Origin of the sequence: Pseudomonas sp. D47, assembly GCF_045447305.1 — a bacterium.
Taxonomy (GTDB): domain Bacteria; phylum Pseudomonadota; class Gammaproteobacteria; order Pseudomonadales; family Pseudomonadaceae; genus Aquipseudomonas.
Window position 1 is genome coordinate 1 of the sequence record NZ_JBJGXU010000107.1, and the last position, 9,574, is coordinate 9,574.

Sequence of the window (9,574 nt, forward strand, 5' to 3'; positions counted from 1 at the left end):
ATAGCAGCCATTACCGCAGCAACGGATATGTACCCAGCGCCCCCGCGACCACAAAAGAATTCAACCCATAAAAAGATGCGTAGATACCTGTGCTGCGATAGCGGTGAAACTGATACACCGCTATCGCAGGCAAGCCAGCTCCCACAGTGGATTGCATTTCAATTCTGCTCAGGGGCTGTAGTACCCGACCGCCACCATAAAATGCCCGGCCTTGCGCAAGTACGCGTGCTTGTTCTCAACCTTACCTGTCACCGGGTTTTTCCAGCGGTACTTGTACTCACCCTGATCCTGCTCGGCCATTATCTTGAGGATCGGCTCGCCCACCGGCTTGCCATCCGGGTCCTTGATCTTGGCGAAGTCGGTGTTAACCAGGCGCAGGTTGGTGCCATGCGCCACATAGCGCCCGGTATTCAGGTCCACCACAAACACATACAAATCATCTTGCAGAAACCCGCCCTGCAACGCGTTGATCGCCTTGAGCGTGCCGGCTTCATCCTTCATCAGCGCGTTCACCGCCTTGTTGCGCAGCCCACGCGCCTGTTCCGGTGTGGCTCGAGGCAGGTAATAACCGACTGCCAAAATCCGTTCGCCCACGCGCTGATAAAACACATGCTTGTGCTCAACCTTGCCGTCATTCCAGTTCTGCCAGCGGTAGTCGGCCTGCTGGATGCCCTGGCCCTCGGGTACGGCCAGCGCTTGCTTGAACGAGGCTTGCAAGTCCGGCCCGAGCTGCTCGGATACGTCGCGGCCGATCAGCGCGGAGGAGGGCCCGCCGCTGGCCAGCAGCACGCCCTTGGTATCAACCACAAACACATAGCGGTCGTGGTCGATGAAGTCACCTTGGCGACTGAAGGCGGCGAACGCTTTGTCGCCGTTGCTCTGGTAATAGGCCAAAGCCTTTTCCAGTAGGGCCTTGGCGGCCTGTGCGTCCTTATCCTGAGTGGCCGCGTGCACCTGACTGAAACACAACAGCAGCAGCCAGGTGAGTCGGAGCAGTCCTTTCATTACCCATCCCTCAATATTGTAGGTTTGGCAACAGCGTAGACGGTTCTGGCTCAGGGCGCCGCGAGCCACTGATTGACGATGCCGCCGTACACGCCGGTGGCGACGCTCAAGTGCAACCACTGGTCGACGTAGCTTTTCCACGCCACATCATCGCGGGGCAGCAGGAAGGCTTTTTCGCTGTACTGCATCTGCTGTTCAGGGTTGACGGCACACAGCCCAGGCTTAAGCTTTTGCTGGAAGCGCGCTTCGCTGGCGTCGGTGATCATCACGTCGGCTTTGCCCGCCAACAATTCGTCGAAAATCGTCACGTTGTCGTGCAGGCGAATCTGCGCCTGGCCCAGATGAGCGCGGGCAAAGACTTCGTTGGTGCCGCCCGCCGGTTCGATCACCCGCACCTGCGGCTGGTTGATCTGCTCGACGGTCTGGTAGCGCTGTACATCAGCGCAGCGCACCAGCGGAATCTTGCCATCCACGCCCAGGGCCTGGCTGAAGAAGGCTTTTTTCTGGCGTTCCAGCGACACCGAAATACCGCCCACGGCGATGTCGCAGCGTTGGGCCAGGAAGTCCGGCATCAGGGTTTTCCAAGTGGTCGGCACCCAGGTGATTTTCGCATTCAAGCTTTTGGCCAGTGACTCAGCCATGGCAATGTCGATGCCTTCATAACGGCCATCGGCGCGCAGTGACGTGTAGGGCTTGTAGTCGCCGGTGGTGCAGACGGTGAGCGTGCCGCGCTGCAGCACTTCATCCAGGCGCGATGGCGCGGTGTCGGCCAGGGCGGTGGTTGCGATACTCGCCAGTACACACAGGGCTAGGGGCGCTTTCATGTGGTCGAGTCCTTAGGGCATGATCGGGGGCGGTCATTATTTCCAGCAGCGCGCTCAGGTAGCAAGGGTCGCGCAATGTTTAGCCAGTTTGCAACCAAACTCCATTAACCCTGAATTTAACCACCTATCCAGGCGTGTGAGGCTGCCGGGCATCTACCTCATTGTGAATCCTGCATGGACGGTTCCCCCGACACTCACCCCGCGACGCTGCCTGGCGCATTAGTGCCGAGCTGTCCGACGGTTGTCGAGGCACTCCCCTCCGAGCTGGCCTTCTGGGCTTTGTTCCACTGCCGACACGCGCGCCCACCCGATACTGCTCTCCTACGTTGATCTGCCCCATGGATGACGCGCACCTGTGCGCATCTGCCCGGCGGTGCCTGTGCGCCCGCCTGCCGCAAACGTATGAGAATTCCAATGAGTGTTTTTGCCAGCCTGCACGAAGCCCAATCTTTCCTTGAGCAGAACCCGGACGTTGAGATGTTCGAGCTGTTTATCCTCGACAACAACGGCGTGCCACGCGGCAAGTTGCTGCACCGCGATGAGTTGTTGGCGGTGTACGAAAGTGGCCGGCCGTTACCCAGCACCATCCTTGGCCTGACGATTAACGGCGATGACGTGGAAAACTCCGGGCTGGTGTGGGACGTCGGCGATATCGACTGCCGCGCCTACCCGATCAGCGGCAGTTTGCAGCGCATGCCGTGGCGCCTGATCCCGACGGCGGCGGTGCAAGTCAGCATGCACCCTACCGAAGGCCTGCCCGCCACCGTGGCCGACCCCAGGCATTTGCTCGCCAAGGTGATCGACGGCTTAAAGGCCGACGGTTATTACCCGGTGATGGCGGCAGAGCTGGAGTTTTACCTGCTCGACCAGAAGCCCGACAGCAACGGCCGACCGCAACCGGCCCGGGATGTGGACGGTAATCGCCCGCGCTCGACCCAGGTGTATGGCCTGCGCGAACTGGAGCAGATCGAGCCGTTCCTTGCCGACCTTTATAGCGCCTGCAAACTGCAAGGCATCCCGGCGCGCACGGCGATTTCCGAATACGCGCCGGGCCAGGTTGAAATCACCCTGGAACATCGCTTTGATGCGCTGCAAGCCATGGACGAAGCGGTGCGCTATAAACGGCTGGTCAAGGGCGTGGCGCATAAACACGGGATGACTGCGTGTTTCATGGCCAAGCCCTTTGATGACTTGGCGGGCACGGGCATGCACATGCATGTGAGCCTGGCGGACGTCCACGGCAATAACCTGTTCGCCAGCGAGGCTGCCGATGGCACGCCGCTATTGCGTCAGGCGGTGGGCGGTATGCTCAGCACGTTGCTCGATTCGTTGCTGATGTTCTGTCCTAACGCCAATTCCTACCGTCGCTTTCAGGCCAACAGCTATGCGCCGCTGGCCGCCACTTGGGGGGTGGATAACCGCACGGTCAGCTTGCGCGTGCCCGGCGGGCCGGCCAATTCCCGGCACATTGAGCACCGTATCTGTGGTGCCGACGCTAACCCTTACCTGGCGGCCGCTGCGATTCTGGCTGGCATCCACCGGGGTATCCGCGAACAGCGTGACCCTGGTGCTCCGGTGGAGGGCAACGGGTATGCCCAGGCCAAGGAATTGCTGCCGACTGACTGGCTCACCACTTTGCGTGCTCTGGAAGGTTCGAGCTGGGCGCGGGATGCGTTTGGCGGTGAGTTTCTCGGGGTGTACCTGGCGGTGAAACGCGCTGAATATCGCCAGTTTATGGGGGAGGTGGGGGAGCAGGATTGGCGGTGGTATTTGCATCAGGCGTGAGTCTGTGTGGGGGGCGCTGGGGGCATATCCGTTGCTGCAGCAACGGATAGGTACTCAGCGCACCGCCAAACGCGTGCAATCTCAAGTCATTCACGGCTTCGACCTTTTTTTCACGTTGCAGTCGTTAAGCTGCGAATCAAGGTCGTTCACTACCGTTCCACACACATGAGCCCGTGATGTCGTCACCTACTCCATCCTCTATCGAGACTGAATTCGCCGAGCGCTGTGACCGTGAGCATGCCAGGGTCTGCGGCGACACACGCCCGCCAGCGCTGCTCAAGCGCCTAGCGGCCTGGCGCGATGATCGGTTGGTGCGCCAGGCATTGAAGGTGGCCGGCGAGCCGGGGCTGATCCTCGACCTGGCCTGTGGCTCTGGCCGGTTCTGGCCGGTGTTGGCCGAACACATCAACCGGGTGATCCTGGCCTCGGACAACTCCCAGGCCATGCTCGACCACGCGTGCACCCACCATCCGGCGTCATTGCTCAAGCGCGTCAAAACATTCCAGGGCTCGGCGTTTTCCATCGGCCTGTCGGCAAATGCGGTTGACTGCATTTTCTGCCTGGAATTGTTTCGCCATGTACCCAACAGTGACGGGCGTTTGGCGCTGCTGCGCGAGTTCCACCGGGTCAGCCGCGACACGGTGATCGTTTCCGTGAATGCGCATACGCCTGTCGAGGGCGAGTTCCGCCAAGCGGGTTTCAACATACTCAACCATCAGGAATTCCTGCCGGGCTCCAAGCTGTGGCGGGTCTACGTCCTGCGTAAGAGAGGCTAACTCCTGCCTGTCCGACTATTCTTCATCTCTTGTCGGAGTTTTCATGATGGTGTGTGCACTGCGGATGCTCGCAAGGGGCTTTCGCGATATATACTGCGCGCCATTCTTCAAGGGAGAGCCGTGTGGCCATCGATATTCACTGGATCTGCGACAACGATAGCCTCGGCCAGCATTGCGCCGAATGGCAGCAGTTGCCATTCGTCGCCCTCGACACCGAATTCATGCGGGTCGACACCTTTTACCCCATTGCCGGGCTGATCCAGATCGGTGATGGCGTGCGCGCTTACCTGATCGATCCCCTGACCATCGACAACTGGCAACCCTTGGCCGCCTTGCTGGAAAACCCAGCGGTGATCAAGGTGGTGCACGCTTGCAGCGAAGACCTGGAAGTGTTGCTGCGCCTGACCGGCAGCCTGCCGGTGCCGTTGTTCGACACTCAATTGGCGGCGGCTTACTTGAACCTCGGTTTCTCCATGGGCTACTCGCGCCTGGTGCAAGCCGTGCTGGATATCGAGTTGCCCAAGGGTGAGACCCGCTCGGACTGGCTGCAGCGGCCATTGTCCGAGACCCAAGTGAGCTACGCCGCCGAAGACGCGGTGCACTTGGCCGAGGTCTACATCCGCCTGCGCCCGAAGCTGTCAGACGACAAATACGCCTGGGTGCTGGAAGACGGCGCCGAACTGGTGGCCAACCTGCGCCGCGAGGTCGACCCGTACGAGGTGTACCGCGACGCCAAGTTGGCGTGGAAACTGTCCCGCGCCCAGCTCGCCGTGCTGCGTGAGCTGTGCGCCTGGCGCGAGCAGCAAGCCCGCGCCCGTGACCTGCCGCGCAACCGCATCATTCGTGAACACTCGTTGTGGCCCCTGGCCAAATCCCAGCCGGATAACCTCGCCGCGCTGGGCAAAATCGAAGACATGCACCCGCGCACCGTGCGTCAGGATGGCCAGTTTCTGCTGGACCTGATCAAACGTGCCGGCAGCGTGTCCATGGACCAATGGCCACCCGCCGTGGCTGAACCGCTGCCGGTGGACGCCGCCACGCTGATCAAGCAACTGCGTACCTTGGGCCAGGCCGAAGCCGAACGCCTGGACATGGCGCCGGAGCTGATGCTGCGCAAGAAAACCCTCGAAGCCCTGGTTAAAAGCGGCTACCCCGATGGGCCTTATAAATTGCCAGACTCGCTGCGTGGCTGGCGCCGCGAGTTGATGGGCCAAGCGCTGCTCGACAGCCTGGCCACTGCCGGAGAACAGCCTTGAAACGTATTTGCTCCATCTACCGCAGCTTGAAAAAAGACGGGATGTACCTCTACGTGCTGAAAAGTGATGCGCTGGAGCGTGTGCCGGAACCGTTGATGGAAGCCTTCGGCAAGGCCCATCTCGCGTTCGAGATGATCCTGACGCCAGAGCGCAAGCTGTCCCGTGAGGACATCACGGTGGTCCTGGAAAACCTCGACAAGCAGGGCTACCACCTGCAAATGCCACCGGCCGAGGACGAGTACATCGAGCACTTGCCCGAAGAGCTGTTGCGCCGCAACGACCCGATGTGATCGGACAGTGCCCTGCCCAGGGCACATTCTTCAATGCAAACGTATAAGTGGGTGGTGGCCGTAAGGATGCGGGCGGCCGTCTGCAGTGTTTTTGAAAGGTTTGAACCATGCGTGTTCTGATTGCTGAACAGGATTACCCGCTCTACGCTCAATTGCTCAGTGAAGCGGCACCCGACGTCGAGGTGCTGACCAGCGGCGATTCAGCCGAATTGTCGCGCCTGGCCGCCGATTGCCCGGTATGGCTGGGCCAGCCGGATCTGCTCGCCACCTTGTTGCGCCAGGGGCACCAGCCTCAGTGGCTGCAATCGACCTGGGCCGGTGTCACGCCGCTGCTCGCCGATGGCTTGCCCCGCGACTATCGCCTGACCCGCGCGGTCGGCATTTTTGGCCAGGTCATGGCTGAATTCGTCCTCACCTACATGCTCGGCCACGAGCGCGAAGTGCTCGCGCGCCTGGTCAGCCAGGTCGAGCGCAAATGGGACAACCGCATGGGCCAGAGCCTGGCGGGGCGCAAGGCGCTGATCGTCGGCACCGGCGATATCGGCCAAAGCGTTGCCGACTTTCTGCTGCCGTTTGGCGTCAAGCTTTACGGCATCGCCAGCTCCGCGCGTGAGCAGGCGCCGTTTATCGAAGTGGCCGGGCTGGATCAGCTGGGCCGCCTGGTAGGCGAGGTGGATTATGTGATCAACCTGCTGCCGAACACGGCCAACACCCATGACCTGTACGACGCGGCGCTGTTCAAGCAATTCAAGTCGACCGGGTTGTTTATCAACGTTGGGCGTGGCGTGGCCGTGGTCGATGCGGATCTGGTCGAGGCGTTGAAAGAAGGGCATTTGGCTGGCGCTGTAATCGATGTGTGCCGCCAGGAACCCCTGCCGCAACGTCATCCGTTCTGGACCGCCTGGGGTCTGTTGTTGACCGGGCACAGTTCCGCGCCGACCTCGCCGAGCATGATGGTGGAGTTGTTTGTGCAGAACCTGCGGGCTTATCAGGCCAAGGAAGCATTGCGCGGCGAAGTGGATTTCGAGCGCGGTTATTAATGTGGGGGCGGGCTTGCCCGCGATGACGGTGTACCAGCCTGCCATGCAGTGACTGGCCCACTGCTATCGCAGGCAAGCCCGCTCCCACAGGGATTTCAGTAAGGCTTACAGGCTGAAATCACCTTCCGATACCAGCTCGCTCAGCGGCTTGCGCGGGCTTGGCGCTTCACGCCCTTGCAGGTACTCCGGCAAGCTCGACTTGTCCCCCAGCTTGCCCACGGCCACCGCCGCGTGCAGTGCATAACCGGCTGGAATCTTCAGCTCTTTGCGGGTCAGTTCCTGATCGAAACCGGCCATGCCGTGAGTATGCCAGCCGCTGAGGCTGGCTTGCAGCGCCAGGTGGCCCCAGGCCGAACCGGTGTCGAAGGTGTGCCACAGCGCCGGGGTTTCTTCGGTGGCGCCGGGGGCGGTGAAGTCGGTTTTCGAGGCGATGATCACCAGGGCCGAGGCGTGTTGCGCCCAGCCGCGGTTGAATTCATTGAGCAAACCCAGGAAACGCTCCCAGTCCGGCGTGTCACGGCGCGCGTAGAGAAAACGCCATGGCTGCGAGTTGTAAGCCGACGGCGCCCAGCGCGCGGCTTCGAAAAAGCTCAGCAGGGTGTCCTGCGGGATGCTCTCGCCGGTAAAGGCGCGGGGCGACCAGCGTTCGGTGAACTGGGTGTGGATCGGGTAATCGGCAACGCGTGTCATGGGCTGTTCCTGATCGTCAATTCGGCGCTCAAAGCTACTGCGCGGCCACTAGACTGACAAGTGTTGTTACACCGCCAGTCGTAAGCGCTTGGCCCCAGAGGCCGTGGGCACTAGACTGGCGGCCTTTTCACCTACCGATACTGATGTAGAGCCATGGCCGCCAAAGTCGAACCTTTCTGGATACGCAAAACCCTTGATCAGCTCGACCAGGAGGAATGGGAGTCGTTGTGCGACGGCTGTGGCCTGTGCTGCCTGCAAAAGCTTGAGGATGAAGACGACAACAGCGTCTATTACACGCGCATCGCCTGCAAACTGCTGGACCTGAAAACCTGCCAGTGCACCGACTACCCCAACCGCCGCGCCTCGGTGCCCGACTGTATTCAGCTCACCCCGGGCCAGGCCGACCAGTTCAAGTGGCTGCCGCCGACCTGCGGCTACCGCCTGGTCAGCGAGCGCAAGGACCTGCCACTGTGGCACCACTTGGTCTGTGGCGACCGCGATGCCGTGCACCACGAACGCATTTCCCAGTCCGGCCGTATGCTCGCCGAAGGCAGCGTGCCTGAAGATGACTGGGAGGATTACCTGATCTTTCGCGCGGGCTGAAAAAAGGAGTGTGTATGACGGTGGTAACCAAGCTGGCGGCCTCTTTCGTGTTGCTGGCGCTGAGCCTGCCTGCGTGGTGCGCGAAGAAAGTCGACCTGGACTACCACGTCAAACTGCTGCCCCAGAGTGATCAGGCCGAGGTGCGTGTGAGCCTGTCCCAAGGCTCGGCGGTGCGCAGCCTGGACTTCGACCTGGGCCGCGATGGCGACTACAGCGACTTCAAGGCCGATGGCCAATGGAAAGTCACCGGTCACCGTGGGCTGTGGCAGCCCAGCGCCGACAAGGCCAGCCTGACCTACCGAGTGCGCCTCACCCACGCGCGCAAGCCAGGCCTGTATGAAGCGCGGATGACGCCGAGCTGGGCGCTGTTTCGGGGGGAAGACCTGGTGCCGGCTGCACGGCTCGACCAGCAGGACGGCATTGAGCTGGTGTCGCGCCTGATGTTCGAGCTGCCGTCAGGCTGGAAAAGCGTCGAAACCGCCTGGCCGCGTATCGGCAAGAACAAATTCCGTATCGACAATGTTTCCCGCTTGCTCGACCGGCCCACCGGCTGGATGCTCGCCGGCACCCTCGGCAGCCGCCGCGTGCGCCTGGGCGAAACCGAAGTCACCGTGGCCTCGCCCAAGGGCCAGGCCATGCGCCGCATGGATGTGCTGACATTGCTGACGTTCGTTTGGCCGCAGGTTGAGGCGGCGTTCCCGCGTCACCCGGCCAAGCTGCTGGTGGTGGGCGCCAGCGACCCAATGCGCCGTGGCGTGTTCTCGGCGCGCGACTCGATCTACCTCAACAGCCGTACGCCGTTGGTCAGCGAAAATGGCAGCAGTGCATTGATCCGTGAGGTGGTGCAAGCCATCGGCCGTTTCAACGACCACGACACCAGTGATTGGATCAGCGAAGGGCTTGGCGAGTACTACGCCATTGAACTGCTACGCCGCGCGGGCGGGATCACCGATGAGCGCTACGCGGCGATCCAGGCGCGGTTGGCCAAGGAAGGCGCGCAGGTTAGTACTCTGCGTGGCGAACACATCAGTGGTGCGACGGTGGCGCGGGCGGTGGTGGTGTTGCAGGAGCTGGACCGCGAGATCCGTGTGAAGACCCACAACAAGCGCTCGCTGGATGACCTCGCGCAGGCGGTGATGCGGGCGAACAGCATCACCACGGCGGAGTTTGTGCAATTGGCCGAAAGCGTGATCGGCGAGTCGTCGGTGGTGTTGGATACCAAGCTGCTGCGCTGATTTCCATCCATGCGCAAATTAAAAATGGGGGAGGGCTTGTGTGGGAGCTGGCTTGCCTGCGATAGCCATG

At 61.6% G+C, this 9,574-nt stretch carries 10 protein-coding genes; 7 read left to right on the plus strand and 3 right to left on the minus strand.

Annotated elements, in window-relative coordinates; genetic code table 11:
• Positions 1 to 168: 168 nt before the first annotated feature.
• Positions 169 to 1,005 (minus strand): cache domain-containing protein, encoded by an 837-nt coding sequence (locus ACI77I_RS30975; RefSeq protein ID WP_242154942.1) that lies wholly within the window; start codon positions 1,003 to 1,005, stop codon positions 169 to 171.
• 50 nt (positions 1,006 to 1,055) lie between these two features.
• A complete protein-coding gene (locus ACI77I_RS30980) occupies positions 1,056 to 1,829 on the minus strand; it encodes a transporter substrate-binding domain-containing protein (RefSeq protein ID WP_094949890.1) in 774 nt (257 codons plus the stop codon).
• Positions 1,830 to 2,243: 414 nt separating this feature from the next.
• Between ACI77I_RS30980 and ACI77I_RS30985 the strand changes: the two genes are divergently transcribed.
• From ACI77I_RS30985 to ACI77I_RS31005, 5 genes are all read left to right on the plus strand, one after another.
• The gene (locus ACI77I_RS30985; RefSeq protein ID WP_406999975.1) at positions 2,244 to 3,614 is read left to right on the plus strand and encodes a glutamine synthetase family protein; all 1,371 of its coding nucleotides are present in this window, start codon (positions 2,244 to 2,246) and stop codon (positions 3,612 to 3,614) included.
• A 176-nt stretch (positions 3,615 to 3,790) separates the two neighbouring features.
• Positions 3,791 to 4,390, plus strand: a complete 600-nt coding sequence (locus ACI77I_RS30990; RefSeq protein ID WP_094949888.1) for a class I SAM-dependent methyltransferase — start codon at positions 3,791 to 3,793, stop codon at positions 4,388 to 4,390.
• Between the two features lie 122 nt (positions 4,391 to 4,512).
• Positions 4,513 to 5,646 carry a ribonuclease D gene (rnd, locus tag ACI77I_RS30995; protein WP_242154956.1) on the plus strand — a complete coding sequence of 378 codons (1,134 nt, stop codon included), beginning with the start codon at positions 4,513 to 4,515 and terminating at the stop codon, positions 5,644 to 5,646.
• On the plus strand, positions 5,643 to 5,936 hold the full coding sequence (locus ACI77I_RS31000; protein ID WP_083359595.1) for a YcgL domain-containing protein: 294 nt from the start codon (positions 5,643 to 5,645) through the stop codon (positions 5,934 to 5,936). The genes rnd and ACI77I_RS31000 overlap by 4 nt, the downstream gene beginning before the upstream one ends.
• A 107-nt stretch (positions 5,937 to 6,043) precedes the next feature.
• Positions 6,044 to 6,976, plus strand: coding sequence for a D-2-hydroxyacid dehydrogenase (locus ACI77I_RS31005; RefSeq protein WP_094949886.1), 933 nt, complete (start codon positions 6,044 to 6,046; stop codon positions 6,974 to 6,976).
• 105 nt (positions 6,977 to 7,081) lie between these two features.
• Here the strand turns inward: ACI77I_RS31005 and ACI77I_RS31010 are convergent, their stop codons facing one another.
• Complete coding sequence (locus ACI77I_RS31010) at positions 7,082 to 7,666, minus strand: nitroreductase family protein (protein WP_083359593.1); 585 nt, start codon at positions 7,664 to 7,666, stop codon at positions 7,082 to 7,084.
• Between the two features lie 153 nt (positions 7,667 to 7,819).
• On the opposite strand from ACI77I_RS31010, the gene ACI77I_RS31015 reads away from it, so the two are divergent.
• Together ACI77I_RS31015 and ACI77I_RS31020 are read left to right on the plus strand one after the other, a co-directional pair.
• Complete coding sequence (locus ACI77I_RS31015) at positions 7,820 to 8,269, plus strand: YcgN family cysteine cluster protein (protein WP_094949885.1); 450 nt, start codon at positions 7,820 to 7,822, stop codon at positions 8,267 to 8,269.
• A 14-nt stretch (positions 8,270 to 8,283) separates the two neighbouring features.
• A complete protein-coding gene (locus ACI77I_RS31020) occupies positions 8,284 to 9,504 on the plus strand; it encodes a hypothetical protein (protein ID WP_242154958.1) in 1,221 nt (406 codons plus the stop codon).
• The last annotated feature ends 70 nt before the right edge of the window (positions 9,505 to 9,574 follow it).